Source organism: Burkholderia sp. Ax-1719 (genome assembly GCF_011753055.1).
In the GTDB taxonomy this organism is placed as follows: domain Bacteria; phylum Pseudomonadota; class Gammaproteobacteria; order Burkholderiales; family Burkholderiaceae; genus Paraburkholderia.
The window spans coordinates 65180-84588 of the sequence record NZ_VWWJ01000015.1 but is presented as its reverse complement, the minus strand read 5'-3'; the positions used below and the strand labels follow the sequence as shown (position 1 = coordinate 84588).

The following is a 19409-nucleotide window of genomic DNA, read 5'->3' as shown; positions in this document are numbered from 1 at the left end:
TGGAACGTGCCAATAAAGCGTCCACCTCTATTTCGACGTTATTTTTCTTTCTTGTAGACTACGCTCAGATGCCCCTTGATCTGGTTCTTCCCCAGCTCATAGTCTGGGTCCCACGTCGCGAGATTGTGGGCTGCAATCGCGGCGGCCGATGCCATGCCGGCAATTGCAGTAATTCCACCGAGCACAGAGCCAGGCACGGCCGCCAAACGGTACTCCGTGTACACGCGGCAGCTAAAGCCAGCCTGTTCGATGCGTCCTTCGACTTTTTCAACCACCGAACTCATGTGCCGGATGTTGACGATCTGAAACGATGTTTTGGCATCTATCAGACTGTCCAGCTTGATGTCTGTCAATTCGTCCGGCGTATATCGCACCAACTCAATCGACATAGAAAGGCTGCCCTACGATTGTTAAAAATTGATCGAACATACGCAGTGGCGCTAACAGGACTGGTCACGCCTCAAATCGCCCACGACAAACTATCTCCGTGAGCACTGTACTTCAATCACCTACTCTACCGAATCTGCCCAAGTCGGCCGAAAAATCGCTCAATAAAATTCGGTCGCGAACGAATCAACGGCCGTGCACCGCACCGGGGGCAACGCGAACGGGTATCTATGTCCGGCACCTGGACATCACTACGCGGGGCAAATGTATGCCTCCAACCACATTTATTACACTTCAATGTAAATGGTGCTGGGCGTACGGGCATATCACTTCTGGTAGTTTGTTTGTAGTACCTGACGCGCTATCTCAAGCTCTCCACCGAACCGAAACGTGTCATTCATCCGCGTTGCGCATCGCTCGTTACAGAATCTACATATGCGCCTACTGCCACAGTTCCCATCACGGCTGCGATAAAAACAATCGCGAACGCAGCCAGATGTTGCAGGGGGGAAGAATTGCAATTGGTGAGCATGCTTTCTCCTATTCAAGGGTTCGATAGAACAGCACCGACGTGCTGCACTCTCAAGATAACCGCGCCATCAGACAAATCATGTCCCAGTGTCACGATACCAGCTAGCCCTGGTAAAGCGCGGTCAAAGCCTTAGCCTCCGCCGCCAGCTCTGCCCGCAGGCTCGGCGGCCGCATCACCTCGACGTTCGGTCCGAACGCTCTCAGCCACCATCTCAGTCGCTGAGTCAATAGTACCGTGCCGCGTACTTCAAGCGCGTCGCCATCTTGGGCGACCTGCTGGTCCTCGGACAGCGGCGCTTCGAGCAGATGGTTCCCTGCTCCGTTTCTGAAACGCAGCCTCAGGTCGATTTCGCCCTCTACCATGAAGTCGAACTGGCGTTGCTCCCGCACGTACACCGAAAGCCTGAACCCACGCGGGTAGACAAACGATTCGGGCAACATGGCCGCGCGTGCGAGACGGTCGAGCCGGTACATCGCCGGATTGGGATGGCGCGGCATGGCTGCCACGAGATAGACCAACCCGCCGACCTCCACCAACTCGAGCGGGTAGACAATCTTCGCTTCGGCATTATCGATCTTCGAGCGCGGCTGGTAGACGATCTCCAGTTTCTGCTCGTTAAAGAGAGCTTGCGAGACCGTTGCGAAGATATCGGGATCAACCTCGGGGTATCGCAGCGCGAAGCTGCCGGTTTCGACCTCGATCTTGTCGATCCATTCACGGTATCGACGCTCGTAATCGTTGTTGACCGTCGCCACCTCGCCATTCCGAATGGTCGAAGAAAAGCTCACAAAACAACCGCCTTGCATCAATCGATATGCACAAATCACCCAGATTTGTACGCTTGCTGTTGCTGTCGTCGATCACCGACAGACACCCCGTTATCTTTTGCATTTCAAACATCCAAAGAAACGGCTAAATACATCGAGCAGCTGTGCCGGAAGGCTGCGCGGTATTGACTTGGGCCCACCGAAACCCGGCCTTATTTTTTCGAAATCACGGCGTAACAAAAGTCGCAGAGACGATGGCTGACCACACGCCAGCTGCGATTCCGAAAGTTCGGTGGGTGGCCTAGGCGATACCGGAGCCCGGCCTTGGGGGAATGCTGTCACGGCATCAAAACAAGCCGCAGCCGGGATAGCACACTTCACTATGCCAATTGCGGTGCCGAAGGCTCGGCGTGTGACCTGAGCGCGTACGGCCGCTCGGCTCTATGGGAGTAAGGCACGGCATGAAAACCCGACGATCGCTCAGCGCTAAACCGAACTCGTGTGGGTCCCGAGCGCTCGGGGTTGACCAAGGCGACGCCGAAGCCCGGCCTTTAAGCCGCGTACATTCACGACGTCAGGGTACTACACCCGTTCTATCAGGGCTTCATGAGTCGATCCGCACATTTGTGCGATGTCACGCACTGCGAGACAGCTGAAAACTTAGCCTGCTGGGTCAACAGCCAACTCGCCACAAATCTGCCACACGCAATGTGCAAAAACCTGCGCCAGAATGCAAAACAACGCATTACATCGCAAGACGTAGTGCGTTGTTTTTATTCAAAATCTTGGTGGAGCGGAGGAGGATCGAACTCCCGACCTTCGCATTGCGAACGCGACGCTCTCCCAGCTGAGCTACCGCCCCACTGCGAGACGAGTGTAGCACACCTATTTTTCAGCGCACCACCGCAGAAATCACGGTCGCCGCAACCGAAACTACTTAGAAGCAACAGGCGCCCCAGCCAGCACCCACGCCACAACATCGTGAATATCCCCAGCGCTCATCCCAGGATGAGAGGGCATCGGAATAGCGCCCCAAACGCCTGATCCACCATCGCGAACCTTCTTCTCAAGCTTCCCCTGCGCCCCAGCATCACCCTTGTACTTCGCAGCGATGTCTTTAAACGAAGGCCCAACCAGCCTCCGATCCACCGCATGACATCCCATACAAGCATTAGCCCGAGCCACAGCAGCCCCATCCCCAGCAAACGCCGAAGCCGCAGCACCAATCAAAACCAGCCCAACCACCAAACGCCCCACCATCACATCGACGCCCCAGTTGACCCAGCATGCGCCGGCGACGACTCCATCACTGGCGCCGGAGCCTGCTGCTCAATCGGCCGCGAGCTCACACCCGAATCCGGAATCGCCCCCACCGTCGGCGCATCGGCCGCAGGTTGCGCGGGCGCACTCGAAACCGGCGCATTACCCGACGACGAAGCCAGCGCCTGATCCGGCGCGATGTACTGATAGCACTTCACCACCTGCGCCACACCAGAAACCGTGCTACTAGCATTAGCCGCAACGTTACCCTCACGCTGCGTCACCAGCCCCATCAGATAAATATTCCCGCGCTCAGCCACAACCTTAAAGTTGTTCGCCGAAATCTCCTTGTACAGCACCAGCTCGCTCTTAACCCGCCCTTCCAGATACGAGTCATTAGCACGCGACGAGAACGAACTAGCCGGCTGCACCGCCAGCTCATTCACGATCGAGCCGACATTCGGAATCCCGCGCACGATGCTCTCGGCTTTCTGCTTCGAAGCCTCGTCGGGCACTTCACCCGTCAGCAGCACGCGCTGATTGAACACCGCCACGTTCACGTGCGCGGCATCGGTCAACCCGCTCGTCACATTCGACAGCGCCTTCACCTGGATCTCACGGTCTTCGGTCTGCGAGCCCACCGTGCGACGGTCGGTCGCCACCAGCGCCGTACCGCCCGCCGCGCCCGCGAGCGCGAGGAAGCAGCCCTGCAGGCTCGCGCACAGCGAGGCCGCGAAGCCGATCGTCAGCGTGGTCCGTGCCAGCGCGCGCGTCATGCTGTTTCTGCTCATCAACTCCCTCTCCTTGGTCCTTCGATGTCGGTTCGAGTCAATCCGCCGTCACTCTTCACCCATCAGCATCGCGTCGATGCCGTCGCACAGGCAATGGATGGTCAGCAGGTGCACTTCCTGGACGCGCGCGGTCCGGTCGGACGGCACGCTCAGGTGGATGTCGGTATCCGCGAGCGTTTCGTTGACCATGCCGCCGCCCTTGCCGGTCAGCGCGATCACGATCATTTCGCGTTCGTGCGCTTCGGTGATGGCGGCCAGCACGTTCGCGGAATTGCCCGAGGTCGTGATGGCCAGCAGCACGTCGCCGGGCTGGCCGAGCGCGCGCACCTGGCGCGCGAATACCTGGTCGTAGGCGTAGTCGTTCGACACCGCCGTGAGCACCGATGCATCGGTCGTCAGCGCCAGCGCGGGCAGGCCCGGGCGGTCGCGTTCGAAGCGGCCGATCAGTTCGGCGGCGAAGTGCTGGGCGTCGGCGGCCGAGCCACCGTTGCCACAGGCCAGTATCTTGTTACCGTTCGCCAGCGCGGCGAACATCGTATCGACCGCGGCGGCAATCGGCACCGCCAGGGTTTCCATCGCGGCGAGCTGCGTGGCTGCGCTATCGCGAAAATGCTGTTGAATACGTTCGACGGACATCGACTCTCTAATCTGTACTGCGGGAAAGCGCGAATTCCTTCGCGAAAGTCCCTTGGTTGCGGCGTGCCGCAAGTTTAGCGCACTCGCAAGGGTTCTCTTCCGGCGTTCTTTTCCATCGCGCGTATTCTGCGCGCTTATTTACTGCTTGTTCACGCTAATTCCGTATCAATAAGTAACCGCGCAGTAACCGCGCCGATTCAGCTCTCGTCCTCACGAAACGCATCGCGCAGCCAGGCGAGCCGGCCGCCTTCGAAGGTCACCACGTCGAAGCGGCAGGCAGGCGGCAACGCGCCATGCTCTTTCGCATACGTGAGCAAGTACTCACGCGCGGCGCGCAGCAGCCGTTGGCGCTTGTGCCATCCCACGCTCGCCGCCGCGCCGCCGTAGGCTGCCCGCGTTCGCGCGCGCACTTCGACGAATACCAGCGTGCCGTCGCGCTCGCGCATCACGAGGTCGATCTCGCCGCCCCGGCAATGCACGTTGCGCGCGATGAACACCAGCCGCTGGCGTTGCAGCCACGTCAGCGCATGCGCTTCGAATCGCTCACCCACGGCGCGGCGCGAAGCCGTGCGACCTTGCGCGTTCGACTGGCCGCGCGCAGAAAAGTTGTCGTCGACGTTTCGCGCGCCGTTGTCCCGATGCGCCGTCGCGCTCTCCCCCCCATGGCACAATGACGGCCTCTTTTCTTGCGTTCGCGCGTTCCGTGTCATGACGTCGTCTCCTTTCGAACTCGCCCAGGCCCAGCAGTATCCGGCCGCCACGCTGTATGTCGTGGCGACGCCCATCGGCAATACCGCCGATATCACTGTGCGTGCGCTGCACGTGCTCGGTCTGGTCGATCGCATCGCCGCCGAGGACACGCGCAACACCGGCCAGTTGCTCACGCGCTACGGCATCTCGAAGCCGCTGATCGCCGTGCACGAGCACAACGAGCGCGAAGCCGCGCTGCGCGTGATCGAGCATCTGCGCGCGGGCGAGCGCGTGGCCTGCGTCTCGGATGCCGGCACGCCGGGCATTTCCGACCCGGGCGCGAAGCTCGTCGATGCGGTGCGCGCCGCCGGTTTCCAGGTCGTGCCCGTGCCGGGCGCGAGCGCGCTCGCCACCGCGCTTTCCGCGGCGGGCGACTGGGTATCGACGTTCACGTTCCTCGGCTTTCTGCCGCCCAAGGCGAAGCAGCGCGCGTCCGCCTTGCAGCCGCTCGTCTCGCATGCGCACGCGATGGTGTTTTACGAAGCGCCGCATCGCATCGTCGAAACCGTGCAGGCGCTCGCCGATGCGTTCGGTCCCACGCGGCGTCTGCTGATCGCCCGCGAGTTGACCAAGTTACATGAGGCGCTGTGGTGCGGCACCCTGGCCGAAGGGCCAACGTGGCTCGCCGAAGATGCGAATCGTCAGCGTGGTGAATTCGTGCTGGTGGTGGAAGGCGCGAGCGCGCCCGAATCCGGCGAGGCGGATCACGATGCGCTGTTGCGCATGCTGCTGCAGGAAGTGCCGGTGAAGGGCGCGGCGAAAATCGCGGCGGCGCTCACGGGCGCGTCGCGCAATACGCTCTACGCGCGTGCGCTGGAACTGAAGGAAGAGGACGGCGACGAGGACTAAGCCCGCGTTTGCTGCGCCAGAAAAACCGAAGGGCTGCCCAATCCGGGCAGCCCTTCGTACTTTTTGCGAGTCGGGTATCGACGAGTAGAGGGGGTTTCGTTCCTCATCCGGTGCGCGCAACGCGCCAACACGGACGACACACGCTAATCAACCTCTCTCCCACCGAACGCCAACCCAAAAGCGATTACTGGTTCGAGTTCGCCGCCAGCATTTCGGCCTGAGCGGCCTTGGCTTCCTGGCGCGAGAGACCTTCGATGTTCACCTTTGCCGTGCCTGCGTGTTGCAAACCCAGCACCCGCGCCGCAGCGAGGGACAGATCAATCACGCGACCACGCGCATACGGGCCACGGTCGTTGATCTTCACGACGACCCACTTCGCGGTCCCCGGAATGCTGACGCGCACGTAGGAGCCGAGCGGCAGCGTGCGGTGCGCGGCGGTCAGCGCTTCCATGTTGTAGCGCTCGCCGCTTGCGGTCTTGCGGCCGTGGAAGGCGCGGCCATACCACGACGCGCGACCGACCTGATGGAACGAGCCAGCGTCTACAGCGTCGCCGTCGATCGCCTGTGCATCAGCGAGCGAGTTGTCCTTGCCTGCGCCCGATGCGGGCAGTGCGGCCAGCGCCGAGCCGTAGCTCTGCGGGGTCGCGAACGCGGTGTGTGCGTCCTTGGTGCTCAGCGCGTTGCCTTGCGCCTGGTCCTGCGGGCCGGGCGGCATGGCACAACCTGCCAGCACGGACACGGCTGCGAGACTCCCGAGTCGTCGTCGAGATAATCCAAAGTTCATAAGTTAGCCTTCTGTTCGAGGCCATCCTGCACCTTGGTGGTGCATCGCTGGATAACCCCGGCGGTCGCAGGCAAAAGGACGCCGCGCTCGCCTTGTCGTATGAACAAAAGGCGTGCGAGTGCCAATACCCGGATGCGGCCCCATATGCCGCTAACCGCTGGTTTTCTTTCACGTCTGGCGCAACCTGTCCCCGGCAGCCTGACCAGACCCCACATGCCGCCATCGAACGGATGACCACATTCAGGCACGCCGGATAAAACACGGCGCACAGGAACGGCGGCGTAGGCCCCACCCAGCGTCACGACAGCAAGTTCGTGGCAGGCGCGTGGCGCCTGGCTGGGCAAGACGTGCGGTGCCGAACGGATCGGCACCTGATTTGCCATCTTGTAAGGCAGCCTGTTTAGCTAGCCTCTGAGACGGCACTGCTTGACGGCGATGCATCGAGACCCATTATTTACTGCAGGTCACATCGCCACTTGAATGCACGCACAAACGTGCTTGATGGGTCGCATTATACCTAAAAGTTATTCTTGTCATGCTCGCCACCCGCAAATCTCCATGATTTCTAACTATTGATGCAATAAAGCCGTTTGGCGACACCCGCCGATCCCTTGTCTGACAAGGGCTGCGCCGATCAACCCACCAACCCCGGACGACGCCCGGCGGCCCCGTGCTCACCCCGGTACAATCGAGTCCTTGGGTCGGTTTGCCGCACTTGCGAGCAAGCACGGCCCCCACGACAAAACCTCCCCCACTCTCTCTCCTGAGCCCGACCGCGCGCATGAAAGTCACGCTGATCCCCGTCACGCCGTTCCAGCAAAACAGTTCGCTGCTCGTCTGCGAAGCGACGCAACGCGCTGCCGTTGTCGATCCGGGCGGCGATCTCGATCGCATCGAAGCGGAGATCGCGAATCAGGGCGTGCAGCTCGAAAAAGTGCTGCTGACGCACGGGCACCTCGATCATTGCGCGGGCGCGAAAGCGCTAGCCGACAAATTCGGCGTGCCGATCGAAGGGCCGCAGGAAGACGAGCGCTTCTGGATCGAGCAGTTGCCGCAGCAGAGCGTGCGTTTTGGCTTCGGCCATGCGCAGGCGTTCGAGCCGGATCGCTGGCTCGTGAACGGCGACACGGTGCGCTTTGGCAACGAGGTGATGGAGGTCTACCACTGCCCCGGCCACACGCCGGGTCACGTCGTCTTTTTCAGCCGCGAGCATCGGCTCGCGTTGGTCGGCGATGTGCTGTTCGCCGGGTCGATCGGCCGCACGGACTTTCCGCGCGGCAATCACGCGGATCTGGTGCGTTCGATCCGCGAAAAACTCTGGCCGCTGGGCGACGATGTCACCTTTGTGCCGGGCCACGGGCCGGTTTCGACCTTCGGCGAGGAACGCCGCTCCAATCCCTATGTCGCAGACAGCGTGCCCGGCAACGAGCCCTCGCAGGCGCAATGGGGTTGAACTCAGGCTGAATACGGGCTGAACCCCGCAACAGACAACCCGCGCATCGCCAGGCGGTGCGCGCCAGACACAGGAAGCGATGAATCAAGCCGCCATCGAAGAGATTTACGTAAGCACCGACGTCGAGGCCGACGGTCCGATTCCCGGCCCGCACTCGATGCTCAGTTTCGCCTCGGCGGCCTACACCGCCGACAAGCGCCTGATCGCCACCTTCTCGGCGAATCTGGCGACGCTCGACGGTGCGGCGCCGCATCCGGTGCAGGCGGCATGGTGGGAAACGCAGCCCGAAGCGTGGGCGGCGTGCCGCAAGGATCTGCAAGACCCGGCGGCGGCGCTGGTCGCCTATGTCGAATGGGTGGAGGCGCTGCCGGGCAAGCCCGTGTTCGTGGCCATGCCCGCGGGTTTCGATTTCACCTACATGTTCTGGTACATGATGCGCTTCGCCGGGCGCTGTCCGTTTTCGTGGTCGGCGCTCGACATCAAGACGCTTGCCTTCGCGATCACCGGCTTGCCCTATCGCAAGAACATCAAGCCGCGCTTTCCGAAGCACTGGTTCGACGACCATCCGCACACGCATGTGGCGCTCGACGACGCCATCGAACAAGGCGCGCTGTTCTGCAACATGCTCGCCGATCTGCGTGCGCAGCAGGCCGCCCTGAAGGCGCTTCCGGGCGCCGATGAAGGGGACGCCTCAGGGCAAAATGCCGCCAGCTGAGCGCGATATTAGGTAATCTCCCTCGTCAGACGCGGTTTGCATTGCGTTTCGTTTTCCCGACCTCTAACATTCGGGAATACGGCGACGCACATGGAGGCGCATTTGACACTCGATACGTTCTCTCAGAAGATCCTGCGCCTGCTGCAGCTGGACGCGCGCCGCTCGGTGCAGGAAATCTCCGATCAGGTCGGGCTCTCCAGTACGCCTTGCTGGCGTCGAATCAAGGATATGGAGCAGTCCGGCGTGATCCAGCGCTACACGGCGCTGCTCGATCGCGAAAAGCTTGGCCTGCACGTCTGCGCACTCGCGCACATCCATCTCACGCGGCACACGGAAGGCGGCGTCGAAGCCTTCGAGCGCGAGATCGCCACCTGTCCGGAAGTGACCGAGTGCTACAGCACCACGGGCGAATCGGACTACATCCTCAAGATCGTCGCGCCCGACATCAAGGCCTACGACGCCTTCCTGCACGAACGCATCTTCCGCATTCCGGCGGTTGCGCAAGTGCGCACGAGCGTCGTGCTGCGCGAGATCAAGTTCGATACGCAATTGCCGCTCTGAGGCTGCACTCCAGTCTGCCATCTGCCGATGACAAAACGCCGCGCGCCATGAATGGCAGCGCGGCGTTTGCACACTGATGCGTCGACTTCGACGCTCGATCAGTCCATGCGCGGCGATGTGGTTAGCCGCGCATCCGCCGTCATCTGCAGCGCCTCCAGCCGGCTCGCGCCCAGTTTGCGACGCAGCGCCTCCAGATCGACATCGGCGAGACGCCGCGCGTCGTCGCGCGCCGCCAGCGCGAACTGGATCTCCAGCCCCGTGCTCAAGTAGTGCAGCGTCACCGCTTCCACATGGACGTCGTGCGCGGCAAGCGCCTCGCGCAGCGCTTTGGCGACTTCGCCACGCGCCGGCAGGTTCGACACCGAGCGCACGTGCATGTCGTCTTCGGGGTCGACGTGAATCAGTGCGTCGAGCACGCGCGAATCGGTGAGCAGGCGCGCGCGCGCCATTTCGGCGATGAAGTGTCCTTCGGACACCGAGATAAACGGATCGACCAGGATATGCGCGTCCACCAGCGCGAGGTCGCCGGTCTTGCGCGTGCGCATCTCGTGCACGTCGAGCACGCCGGGCGTCTCCAGCAACAACGCTCGCAGATCGGCAGCGGCCGATTCGTCGAGCGCGCGATCCGACAGATCCTGCAGCGCGTCCCAGCCGAACACCCAGCCCATGCGCGCGACCATGAAGCCGACGATCGCGGCCGCAATGGGATCGAGCAGCCGCACGCCCGCCAGGCTGCCGATGATGCCGATCGCCACCACCAGCGACGACGCCGCATCCGAGCGCGCATGCCACGCGTTGGCAATCAGCATGGCGGAGCGCACGCGCTGCGCCTCGCGCAGCATGTAGCGAAACAGCGCCTCCTTCGACACCAGCACCAGCACGGCCACCGCGAGCGCGCTTGCATGCACGGGCGGAATATCGCCGAGTTTGGCGAGTCGCGTGCCGGCGCGCGCGAGCATGCCCACGCCCACCGCAATCAGTAATGCGCCGAGAAATAATGAAGCAACTGTTTCATAACGGCTGTGGCCGTAATTGTGATCGGCATCCGGCTTTGCACCACTATGCCGATTGGCGATCAGGACAACGAAATCGGAGACAAGATCGGAAAGCGAATGGACGCCGTCGGCGACCAAAGCCTGTGAATGCGCCATCGTGCCCACCGCGATTTGCAGCACGACAAGCACCGAATTCAAGCCAACGCTAACAAACGTTGTCTTGCGTGCGACCTGCTGTTTATCTGATAACGCGGCGGTTGAGGAGGACATGCTGATCCAGAAGCGAACGAAGGTATTTCCGCGATTGTAATCGCGACGCCGTCCCCAATTGGAGATAACCCTGGAATCTTCTTTTAAATCAGGCGACTACGAGAACCCTTCGTATTCGCGTTCAGCAATCCTGCGCGAGTGCGCGCGCGTCGCGCCTGGCCGTCGATGGTAAGAAAGAGAAAGTCACGGTAAGCAAAATAACAAAAAGCCGCGCGTCCCCGTGACAGCGCGGCTTTTTTACCGATGGACCGTGAAGCCCATCTATTACGGCTTATTACTTCGAGATCAGATATTTATCGCGATCCTGGCCAGCGATCCAGCGCGGCGGCTTGCCGCGGCCCGACCACGTGCTGCCGCTATCCGGGTCGCGATACTTCGGCGCAACGCTTGCGCGCGAGCGGCTGGCTGCCTTTGCAGCCTTGCCTGCAGCGCGGCTGCCGCCGAGTTCTGCGATGGTAATGCCGTAGTCGGCCATTTTCTGCTTGATTTCGTCGAGGACCTCGGCGTACTCGCGCTCCTTCGCCTCTTCAATCTGCTTTTCCAGCTTTTCTCGCTGAGCGAGGAGTTCCTTGTATGACGACATGAGTATGGTGCCCTGGTGATTGTTGATAATGGCTACCGATCTGATGCCAGTATGCCGATTGACAGTTGAATTGCCTCGGAAATTGGAGGCGAGATTAACACAGAAACGAATGCCGCGAAAAGCGCGCTGCAATAAAAATAATCGAAATATTTTACGAAACGTTTGCCGATGATTGGCACCACTTACTTCAGCGTTTGCTGGAATGTAGAAATGGTAAGAATCTTTCATTTCGTGCAAATCGGTATTTTTACTAAATGCTCCAATTCGCCGATAAATTCGTTTCTCATAATTAGCAGGGCATGAACATTATCTGACGGGAAAACGATAAACATTTCATGGCATGATAACTTCCTACGAATCGCAGCCAATAGCCCGCCATGACGCATTGCATCATGGGTTGCGACCGGCGGTTTGAAGACCGCTTGAAGCCCGCTTGAAGCCCGCTTGAAGCCTTTTATCGCCGGGTTTTAGAGAAAATACTCAGTTTGAATAGGCGGCAAGGGAATCGGCTAGCGCGCCATGCAAGGATGCGCCGTCGAGTTGTGGCAGCTCAAATGGATGGCGAATGCGCTGACCATCGATACGCAAATCCGCACCATGGCGATCGACGCCCAGCAGCGCGAAACCCTCGCGTCGCGCCGGGTGGGTATCGGCGAAATGGATCAGCGCGTCTTCCTCTTCGGCAGGCACGGGAACGAGCGTGTCGAGTTCCGCGCCGTCGAGCCAGCCCATCGCGCCAAAACCGCCGATATAGCGCAGCCGCTCCACGTGCAGCGTCCAGAAGGTGAAATCGCCGAGTGCGAGATAACGTGCGGCGTCGGGGTGATAGCGCAGATAACGACGCGCCAGCGTGGAATCCGCTCCAGCGTCGCTGGGTTCGAAGCGGCCGATCAGCGTCATACGCGGCGCGCTGAGCACGTCTTCGCCGCTCGTTTGCGCCACCAGAAAACCCGCACGCGGATCGTCCTGAAGATTGCGCGTGTGCTCGGCGAGGCGGCTCACGAGGATCACGGGACGATGCCGCGCATCGGTCGCGAAAGGCAGCAGCGTCGGGTACGGGAAACCTTGCGGCTCACGCGCGTGGGTGGCGAGCGTGCCGACGGGCGCCTGATGCAGCAGATGAAGCGGAGCGTGAGCGGGAATCTTCAAGGAATCGTCCTCAATCGATGGAAAGGCGGATGCAATGCATGTGCAACGCTCATTAGAGCAGAGCGCGCGCAGGCATCAGCAGTAGTTGCGCGCCTTCGCTAGAATCATCGCTTGCCTTTCAGACGGCTTGTGCCTGCGCGCCGCCGTCCCTTCCAGTATGAGCGCCGTGCCCGAGACCGTGGCGCGTGCGCTGCCTCTCTTCGACGGGATTATCCGTGTCCGACCGCATCACCGATCCGGCGCGCTCAGCGTCCGCTTCAGCATCTGCCACCACGCCTGCCGCTGCGCATCGCGCGCTGCCCGACGCCACGCGCCGCCGCGCGCGCTACGCGACCATGGCGCTGTTCTTCATCGCCGGCATGATGTACGCCTCCTGGGGCGTGCACGTGCCCACCGTGCGCGACAAATTCCACCTGAGCGCAGCGATGCTCTCCTATGCGCTGTTCGCGGTGGCGGGCGGCTCGATTGCCGCGATGACCACGATCGGCGGCTGGATCGCGCGCGTCGGCTCGCGGCGCGCGTGCCTCGCGGGCGGCCTTACCATGTCGATCTGCGGCGCACTGATCCTCGTCGTGCCGTATTACTGGATGCTGCTGGTCGTGCTGGCCGCGTTCGGCATCGGCATGGCCACGCTCGACGTGTCGATGAATGCCGAAGCCAGCGCCGTCGAGGAAGCCGTCGGCAAACCGATCATGTCGGCGCTGCACGGCATGTTCAGTCTGGGCGGGATGGCGGGCGCGGCGATTGGCGGCGCGCTGCTGTCGCGCGGCATGGCGCCCGCACTGCATCTGTTCCTCGCGTCTGCCTTGGCGGCGCTGGTGCTGTGGGTATCGTGTCCGTTCGTGCTGCCGCATGTGCCGCACGCCACGCACGGCGAGCACGCCAAAACCGGCAACCGCTGGCGCACGCCCGCGCTGTGGGCGCTGGGCGGCATCGCCCTGATCGCGCTGATCGCCGAAGGCGCGATGTACGACTGGGCCACCGTCTATATGCGCGACGTGGTGATCGCCACGCCCGCGCTCGCGAGCGCCGCCTATGCGGCGTTTTCGGGCGGCATGGCCGTGGCGCGCTTCGCGGGCGACGCAGTGCGCGCACGCTTCGGCGCGCCGCAACTGGTGCTCGCCAGCGCCTCGCTGGCCTGCGCGGGCATGATCGGCGCGCTGCTGCTGCCGTATTCGATCACGGCACTCACCGGTTTCACGCTGATGGGCCTGGGCCTCGCCAATATGATGCCGGTGCTGTTCGCCGCCGCCGCGCGCGTGAAGGGCATCCACGCGGCCGAAGGCCTCGCGCACGTCGCGGGCATCGCGTATTTCGGCTTGCTGTTCGGGCCGGTGGTGATCGGCGCGATCACCCAGGTGACCAATCTCACCGTTGGGCTCGCCGTGGTCGCGCTGTGCGCGGCGCTGGTGGCGTTCGCGGGACCCAAGGTGCTGCGCCGCCTGGGCATCTGAACGCACACGGCCACATAACTGAAAAAAACAAAAGCCCACGGATCGAAACCCGTGGGCTTTTTCACATCGATACCAACCGGCCAAAGCCGGTCAGCGTCGCATGCGGATTTACATCTTCACCACGTCGAGCAGCGACTTCTTGCCCGACTTGTAGTTGTACAGCGAGATCACGCCGTGCTTGAGGTCGCCCTTCGAGTCGAAGGTCGTCTCGCCGATGACACCCTTGTAGTCCGTCGTCGGCATCGCTGCCAGAATCTTCGCCGGATCCGTCGAGTTAGCGCGCTTCATCGCGTCGACGATGATGTAGACCGCGTCATACGTGAACGGTGCGTAGATCTGGATCGGCTGGCCGAAGCGCTTCTCGTACTTGGCTTCGAAGGCCTTGCCGCCCGCCATCTTTTCCAGCGCCATGCCGGCTTCCGAGCACACGATGTTGTCGGTTGCGTCGCCGGCCAGGTCCGACAGCTTGTCGGTACACACGCCGTCGCCTGCCAGCACCTTGGCGCGCAGGCCGAGCTGCTTGGCTTGCTTGGCGAACGGGCCGCCGGTGGCGTCCATGCCGCCGTACATGATCGCGTCGGGGTTTTCGCCCTTGATCTTCGTCAGAATTGCGCGGAAGTCGACGGCCTTGTCGTTGGTCGCGTCATGCGACAGCACGTTCATGCCGAGCGACTTGGCGGTCTTCTCGAATTCGTTGGCGAGACCCTGGCCGTACGCCGTCGAGTCGTCGACGATCGCCACGCTCTTGACCTTCAGGTTCTTCGACGCGTAGTTCGCGAGCGCCGGGCCTTGCTGGGCATCCGTCGCCACGACGCGGTACGTCGTCTTGAAGCCTTGTTGCGTGTAGGCCGGGTTCGTGGCCGACGGCGAGATCTGCACGATGCCTGCATCGCTATAGATCTTCGAAGCCGGAATCGACGTGCCCGAGTTCAGGTGGCCGACAACCGCGACAACCTTGTCGTCGACGAGCTTCTGCGCGACCTGCGTGGCCGTACGCGGGTCAGCCGCGTCGTCCTGCGCGTCGAGCGCGAGCGTGACCTTCTGGCCGTTGATCGTCAGACCTTTCGCGTTGATCTCTTCGACTGCGAGACGCGCGCCGTTTTCGTTGTCCTTGCCAAGGTGTGCGATTCCGCCCGTGAGCGGTGCGACGTGGCCAATCTTGACCGTTTCGTCGGCGCTCGACACCGTTGCGAACGACGCGCACAGCATGGCTGCAGCGCTGATCGGCAACAGCTTGTGAAGCTTGATATTCATGTAAGTCTCCAGTTTCGAACCCAAAAGCAACGTAATCGCCCTGTGCCCCCGCGCCCCGAACGTGTCGCTCCCCGTGCGGACGACCACGCAGGATGCATCCTTGATGCACCTGGCCAGCATGGTTTCGAATGCCGTTTGTGACAGCGTTCGCGCACCATACTTGCGCGCAAGTGTAGGTGATCAAATTAATTTGGGGGACTTTTTTCAGATATCGGGGCGAGTACCAATAGGCTTTCACCCGAGTACTTCGAAAACCTGATCAATTTCCGCGAAACCCTTACCCAGCAAGGCCCGGAAAAGAGGTTTGCAATCCTTTCGAAAGCTTCGTCCGATTGTGCGTACGAATATTTTTCAGGATTTTTGGCGAGTTATGCGAAGCATTCCGGAAGGCCCGGAATACGCCCGGCAACGTTTGCTTTTTTGAATGCGCAACGAATTGGAGAGGCGGTAAATGGTTCGGCTTTAAAGTCAGCTTTCGATTAATTTTTCTTCTTCTCCTGACGCAAGCGGTGCCCGCGCCAGGAGAGCGGCAGATTTGACCGGTTTTTATCGAGAGTCAGCCGTTTGATGCACGCAACATCGCACGCAACGTCGCGCGCCATTCCGCGTCCAGCGCATCGACGAGCTGCGCCGCGCCGATGCCTTCTTCGCGCACGCGCGACAGCGGCGCGCCCTGCCCGGACCACAGCGACAGCCAGTCGCCGTCATTGGCGCGCGCCGCACGCTGGCGCAATTCCTGGGTCAACGCGTTTTGCACCGGATACGGCGCAACGCTGTCCGCGTGCGCCTCCAGTTGCGCCATCAGCGGATTGCGGATGCCGCGCGCGTGGCGGCCCGTGATGGCGCGCGTCACTGCGGTGGACGTATCGGCGCTGGCACGCAGGCGTGCTTTCCAGTCGGCGGGAATCGCGCTTTCGGCGCAGCCGAGAAACGCCGTGCCCATCTGCACGGCCTGCGCGCCCAGCGCGAGCGCGGCGGCGATGCCGCGTCCGTCCATCACGCCGCCCGCCGCCAGCGCGGGCAGGCCGGTGGCGTCGGCGATCTGCGGCGTGAGCGCGAACGTGCCGATCAGCGCGTGCGCCACTTCGCCGATGAAGGTGCCGCGATGGCCGCCCGCTTCCGCGCCCTGCGCGACGATGGCGTCCGCGCCCGCGTCGCGCCACGCGAGCGCTTCGGCAACATGGGTGGCGGTGCCGATCACATAGCTGCCCGCCGCGTGCAGCCGCGCGACATCCTCTTTGGGCAGCAGGCCGAAGGTGAAGCTCACCACCGGCACACGCAGATCGACGAGCGTATCGAGTTGTGCACGGAAATCGGGCGCGTAGGCCGCGAGCGGCGCGCCAGGCGGCAGATCAAATTGCGCGCGCAACGGATCGATCGCGGCGAGCGCGCGGCGCACGGTGGCGTCATCGGGATGCGCGCGCTCAAGCACGAATAGATTCACGCCGAACGGCTTCGCGGTGAGCGCGCGGATCGCGGCCACTTCGCTGGCGATCTTTTCGGGCGCGAGCGCCGCGCCCGCGAGAAAGCCCAGACCCCCCGCGTTCGAGACGGCGGACACGAGCGCGGGCGTAGTGGGACCGCCCGCCATCGGCCCTTGCACGAGCGGCAGGCGCAGATCGAAGCGACGGCTAAACGCAGTAGAAAACGCGGTAGAGGGGGAAGTGGAACTCATGACGCAATCCTTTTCATGAAGAGCGGAACAGGCCTGACTGTCCGACTCTAGCGAAGCCCCTCACGCCCGAAAAATGAATAATCGAGATCATTACGATCCGCTTGCGAGAACGAAGCCACGCTGCAAGGCGACACAGGCCTATGGCAAACTGGCTCCCCGTTTTGACGGCATCACCCCATTCGCGAAGAAGGAGAGCAACGTGAGCGTAACGACCAAGTGGATCGACATTCCGGCCGGCAAGGACAGCTTCGGCGGCTATCTCGCCCTGCCCAAGGGCGGCAAGGGCCCGGGCATCGTCATCCTGCAGGAAATCTTCGGCGTGAACGGCCATATCCGCGACGTCGTCGAGCAGTACGCGCTGGACGGCTATGTGGCGATCGCGCCGGACATCTTCTGGCGCAGCGCGCCGCGCGTCGAGCTGGAATACGTGGGCGCGGACCGCGACCGCGGCATCGAACTGATGAAACAGCTCGACTTCAATAACGTCGCCGCCGATATCGCCGCAACCGCCGACACGCTGCGCAAGCTGCCCGAGTGCACGGGCAAGGTCGCGGCCATCGGCTATTGCCTGGGCGGTCGCCTCGCGTATCTGGCTGCCGCAAGCGGGTCGGTCGACGCAGCGGTGTCGTACTACGGCGGTGGCATTCACACGCAACTCGATCTCGCCGACAAGATCACGCAGCCGATCCTGTTCCACTACGGCGAACTCGATCACGGCATTCCGCTCGACGCGGTCGGCCAGGTGAAGGAGCGTTTCGCGGGCCGCGACAACGCCGACGTCTATATCTACCCGGGCGCCGATCACGGCTTCAACTGCTCGGTGCGCGCGTCGTACAACCAGAACGCTTCGGCGCTGGCGCACGGCCGCACGCTCGCGTTCCTCGCCGAGCATCTGTAAAGCGCCACACGTGGGCTTCTGCAAAACGGCCATTGCGGCAGAATCGCTGCAATGGCCGTTTTCTTTTGCCTGCCGGAAACACCCTGTACGAACACCCAATACGAACACCCTATAAGGAGTGCGCGACGTGCGGTCCGACTATCTGGAATACGATGCCATCGGCCTTGCCGAACTCGTGCAGCGCCGCGACGTGAGCGCGCGCGAACTGCTCGATGACGCCATCGCGCGCGCCGAGGCCACCAATCCCGCCATCAACGCGGTCGTGCTCAAGGATTACGACGCCGCGCGCAAGCGCGCGCTGCGCATCGAGGCGGGCGGCGACGGTTTCGACGCGCTCGCGCAAGGGCCGCTCGCGGGCGTGCCGTTTCTCGTCAAGGATCTGGGCGCGGCGGTCGCGGGGCTGCGCATGACCTTCGGCAGCCGTCACTATCGCCATTACGTGCCGACGGTGGACGCACCGGTGATCGCGCGCATTCGCGCCGCGGGCCTCAATATCTTCGGCAAGACCAGCGCGCCGGAACTCGGGCAGATGCCGTACACGGAGCCGGAACTGTTCGGCGCGTGCCGCAATCCGTGGAGCCTCGATCACACGCCGGGCGGTTCCAGCGGCGGCGCGGCGGCGGCAGTCGCGGCGGGCATCGTGCCGCTCGCGCATGCCTCAGACGGCGGCGGCTCGATCCGCATTCCGGCGTCGTGCTGCGGCCTGTTCGGCCTGAAGCCGACGCGCGGCAAGCAACCGCCCTCGAACGTGCCGCCCGCGCCGGGCGAGCTGGGCGTCGATCTGGCCATCTCACGCAGCGTGCGCGACAGCGCGCTGATGCTCGATCTGTTCGCGGGCGATCCCGCGCTGCCCGCAGGCGCGCCCGGCACTTATCTGGCGGCGGCGCGCGAACCGCTCGACGGCAGCAAGCCGCTCGCGATCGCGTATATCGACGATCCGCTCTTCGCCGATACGCTTTCGCCCGACGTGCGCAGCGCGCTCGACGACGCCGCCGCGCTGCTCGTTTCGCTCGGCCACAAGGTCGAGCCGGTGAAACTCGGCATCGACTTCTCGGCGGCGCGCGAGGCGTTTCTGATGTTGTGGTCGGTGGTCGCCGAGCAATATGTGCTCAACGCCGACACCATCACGGGCAACAAGCCGCGCCGCCAGGACTTCGAAATCGCGACGTGGGCGATGGCGCATATCGGCCGCAAACTGGGCGAACGCGAACTGCCGGCCGCGCTCGACGTGCAGCAGCGCATCACGAAGCAGCTCGCCGATCTGATGACGCGTTTCGATGTGATTCTGTGCGCGACGCTCGCGGGGCCGCCGGTAAAAATCGGCGAACTCAAGCCGACGCAATCCGAGCGCATGCAGATGCGCGCCGTCACCGCGATGCCGGTGGAAGCGTTGATGCGCAAGATGCTGATGGAAGCCGCGAACAAGGCGTTCGCGTGGGCGGGCTGTACCGAGCTGTTCAACCTGACGGGACAACCGGCGATGACGGTGCCGCTGGCGTGGAATGCGCGCGGTCTGCCGATTGGCGTGCAGTTCGCGGCACGCGAGGGCAACGATGCATTGCTGCTGCGCCTCGCCGCGCAACTGGAAGCGGCGCGCCCGTGGTTCGACAAGCGCCCGCCGCTGCTGATGGCGCGCGTGTGACGCA

20 protein-coding genes and 1 tRNA gene are annotated in these 19409 nt (G+C 62.7%); 7 read left to right on the top strand and 14 right to left on the bottom strand.

Annotated features, from left to right (window positions below):
- Positions 1-38 precede the first annotated feature (38 nt).
- The 7 genes from F3J17_RS22815 to F3J17_RS22785 all read right to left on the bottom strand — a co-directional run bounded on the left by F3J17_RS22815 (position 39) and on the right by F3J17_RS22785 (position 5083).
- Complete coding sequence (locus F3J17_RS22815) at positions 39-389, bottom strand: hypothetical protein (protein WP_205194919.1); 351 nt, start codon at positions 387-389, stop codon at positions 39-41.
- 631 nt (positions 390-1020) lie between these two features.
- On the bottom strand, positions 1021-1707 hold the full coding sequence (locus F3J17_RS22810) for a WYL domain-containing protein (RefSeq protein WP_345891234.1): 687 nt from the start codon (positions 1705-1707) through the stop codon (positions 1021-1023).
- A gap of 765 nt (positions 1708-2472) precedes the next feature.
- Positions 2473-2548: transfer RNA gene (locus tag F3J17_RS22805), tRNA-Ala, on the bottom strand.
- A 71-nt stretch (positions 2549-2619) separates the two neighbouring features.
- Positions 2620-2946, bottom strand: coding sequence for a c-type cytochrome (locus tag F3J17_RS22800; RefSeq protein ID WP_167064348.1), 327 nt, complete (start codon positions 2944-2946; stop codon positions 2620-2622).
- Positions 2946-3737 carry a BON domain-containing protein gene (locus tag F3J17_RS22795; protein ID WP_167064078.1) on the bottom strand — a complete coding sequence of 264 codons (792 nt, stop codon included), beginning with the start codon at positions 3735-3737 and terminating at the stop codon, positions 2946-2948. Before F3J17_RS22795 ends, F3J17_RS22800 begins: the two co-directional genes overlap by 1 nt.
- 48 nt (positions 3738-3785) lie before the next feature.
- Positions 3786-4373 carry a phosphoheptose isomerase gene (locus F3J17_RS22790; protein ID WP_167064075.1) on the bottom strand — a complete coding sequence of 196 codons (588 nt, stop codon included), beginning with the start codon at positions 4371-4373 and terminating at the stop codon, positions 3786-3788.
- 197 nt (positions 4374-4570) lie between these two features.
- Positions 4571-5083, bottom strand: a complete 513-nt coding sequence (locus F3J17_RS22785; RefSeq protein WP_167064072.1) for a YraN family protein — start codon at positions 5081-5083, stop codon at positions 4571-4573.
- On the opposite strand from F3J17_RS22785, the gene rsmI reads away from it, so the two are divergent.
- Positions 5082-5972 (top strand): 16S rRNA (cytidine(1402)-2'-O)-methyltransferase, encoded by an 891-nt coding sequence (gene rsmI / locus F3J17_RS22780; protein ID WP_167064069.1) that lies wholly within the window; start codon positions 5082-5084, stop codon positions 5970-5972. The genes F3J17_RS22785 and rsmI overlap by 2 nt on opposite strands.
- 184 nt (positions 5973-6156) lie before the next feature.
- Here the strand turns inward: rsmI and F3J17_RS22775 are convergent, their stop codons facing one another.
- Together F3J17_RS22775 and F3J17_RS22770 are read right to left on the bottom strand one after the other, a co-directional pair.
- The gene (locus tag F3J17_RS22775) at positions 6157-6756 is read right to left on the bottom strand and encodes a septal ring lytic transglycosylase RlpA family protein (protein ID WP_167064066.1); all 600 of its coding nucleotides are present in this window, start codon (positions 6754-6756) and stop codon (positions 6157-6159) included.
- Entirely contained in the window at positions 6753-7139 is a 387-nt protein-coding gene (locus F3J17_RS22770; protein WP_167063901.1) for a hypothetical protein, read from the bottom strand. The genes F3J17_RS22775 and F3J17_RS22770 overlap by 4 nt, the downstream gene beginning before the upstream one ends.
- Positions 7140-7537: 398 nt before the next feature.
- Here F3J17_RS22770 and F3J17_RS22765 point away from each other — a divergent pair, with 398 nt between their 5' ends.
- The 3 genes from F3J17_RS22765 to F3J17_RS22755 all read left to right on the top strand — a co-directional run bounded on the left by F3J17_RS22765 (position 7538) and on the right by F3J17_RS22755 (position 9485).
- Positions 7538-8209, top strand: coding sequence for an MBL fold metallo-hydrolase (locus tag F3J17_RS22765; protein ID WP_167064063.1), 672 nt, complete (start codon positions 7538-7540; stop codon positions 8207-8209).
- 79 nt (positions 8210-8288) lie between these two features.
- A complete protein-coding gene (locus F3J17_RS22760; RefSeq protein ID WP_167064060.1) occupies positions 8289-8924 on the top strand; it encodes an exonuclease in 636 nt (211 codons plus the stop codon).
- 90 nt (positions 8925-9014) lie between these two features.
- Positions 9015-9485, top strand: a complete 471-nt coding sequence (locus tag F3J17_RS22755; RefSeq protein ID WP_181315535.1) for an Lrp/AsnC family transcriptional regulator — start codon at positions 9015-9017, stop codon at positions 9483-9485.
- 98 nt (positions 9486-9583) lie between these two features.
- Here the strand turns inward: F3J17_RS22755 and F3J17_RS22750 are convergent, their stop codons facing one another.
- From F3J17_RS22750 to F3J17_RS22740, 3 genes are all read right to left on the bottom strand, one after another.
- The gene (locus F3J17_RS22750) at positions 9584-10750 is read right to left on the bottom strand and encodes a cation diffusion facilitator family transporter (RefSeq protein ID WP_167064057.1); all 1167 of its coding nucleotides are present in this window, start codon (positions 10748-10750) and stop codon (positions 9584-9586) included.
- 274 nt (positions 10751-11024) lie between these two features.
- Positions 11025-11333, bottom strand: a complete 309-nt coding sequence (locus F3J17_RS22745) for an H-NS histone family protein (RefSeq protein ID WP_167064345.1) — start codon at positions 11331-11333, stop codon at positions 11025-11027.
- Between the two features lie 480 nt (positions 11334-11813).
- On the bottom strand, positions 11814-12482 hold the full coding sequence (locus F3J17_RS22740; RefSeq protein ID WP_167064054.1) for a pyridoxamine 5'-phosphate oxidase family protein: 669 nt from the start codon (positions 12480-12482) through the stop codon (positions 11814-11816).
- 296 nt (positions 12483-12778) lie between these two features.
- Here F3J17_RS22740 and F3J17_RS22735 point away from each other — a divergent pair, with 296 nt between their 5' ends.
- Positions 12779-13936, top strand: a complete 1158-nt coding sequence (locus F3J17_RS22735) for an MFS transporter (protein WP_240161125.1) — start codon at positions 12779-12781, stop codon at positions 13934-13936.
- A gap of 108 nt (positions 13937-14044) precedes the next feature.
- On the opposite strand, the gene F3J17_RS22730 is transcribed toward F3J17_RS22735, so the two are convergent.
- Positions 14045-15190, bottom strand: coding sequence for a branched-chain amino acid ABC transporter substrate-binding protein (locus tag F3J17_RS22730; RefSeq protein ID WP_167064051.1), 1146 nt, complete (start codon positions 15188-15190; stop codon positions 14045-14047).
- 556 nt (positions 15191-15746) lie between these two features.
- Entirely contained in the window at positions 15747-16865 is a 1119-nt protein-coding gene (locus F3J17_RS22725; protein ID WP_167064048.1) for a nitronate monooxygenase, read from the bottom strand.
- 199 nt (positions 16866-17064) lie between these two features.
- Between F3J17_RS22725 and F3J17_RS22720 the strand changes: the two genes are divergently transcribed.
- Both F3J17_RS22720 and F3J17_RS22715 read left to right on the top strand, forming a co-directional pair.
- Positions 17065-17763 (top strand): dienelactone hydrolase family protein, encoded by a 699-nt coding sequence (locus F3J17_RS22720; protein WP_345891233.1) that lies wholly within the window; start codon positions 17065-17067, stop codon positions 17761-17763.
- Between the two features lie 127 nt (positions 17764-17890).
- Complete coding sequence (locus F3J17_RS22715; RefSeq protein ID WP_167064042.1) at positions 17891-19405, top strand: amidase; 1515 nt, start codon at positions 17891-17893, stop codon at positions 19403-19405.
- Positions 19406-19409 lie beyond the last annotated feature (4 nt).